This window comes from Mycobacterium sp. 4D054, from assembly GCF_052245755.1.
GTDB lineage: Bacteria > Actinomycetota > Actinomycetes > Mycobacteriales > Mycobacteriaceae > Mycobacterium.
On the sequence record NZ_JBQQCF010000163.1, the window covers coordinates 1 to 719 of the forward strand.

General features: G+C 69.3%; 1 pseudogene. It reads right to left on the reverse strand.

The window, feature by feature from the left end:
• Nucleotides 1-210: 210 nt before the first annotated feature.
• Nucleotides 211-474, reverse strand: a pseudogene (locus tag ACTWP6_RS30395) (DUF7280 family protein); the annotation flags it as partial.
• Nucleotides 475-719 lie beyond the last annotated feature (245 nt).

Sequence of the window (719 nt, forward strand, 5' to 3'; positions counted from 1 at the left end):
TCGGTGTGGGTTGACCGGTCGGGCCCCCGGCCGATTAGGCTGCGACCCCTGCTGACGGTTAAAGGTGAGTAGCTACCCAACCCACGCCCGCCGCAGGCGGGCATCCGGCGCCCGCCAGGGCGGCCGCTGCTGCTGGTGAGGTGTGATCCCGGAAGACGCCGGTAGCCCGGTCCCCGCGCGAGGCGGGGCCGGGCCAGGGCGGCGCTGCGGCTAGGCGTGCTGCATCCAGGTTCGGATGGTGTCGAGCAGGTCGGTGGTGGTGCTGGTGTCGACGACGGTGATGGGGGCCGTGGCTCCTGCGGGGTTGCGGTAGGTGCCGTGGGCCCGCTCGGCGGCGATGTCGTCCCAGGTGATCTGTCCGACGCGGTTCTGGGCTTCGATCATGGCGTCGAGGAGGCAATCGACGGGCTGGTCGATGGTGGCGATGCAGTCGGTGGTGATGATGGCGGTGGTGATGGACATGACGTTTCCCCTTTCGGTGCGCTGCCGGTCAGCGCTGGGGAGCGGTCAATCGGGTGAGGGTGGGCGGTCAACCCCGAAGAGCCGACGGCGCACGGAGCAGGGTTTTCGGCCCGCGAGCGGCAGCGAGCTCGATAGGGCCGAAAAGGTCACTCGGCCTGCGTAGTTCGGCGTCGGTGTGGGTTGACCGGTCGGGCCCCCGGCCGATTAGGCTGCGACCCCTGCTGACGGTTAAAGGTGAGTAGCTACCCAACCCACGC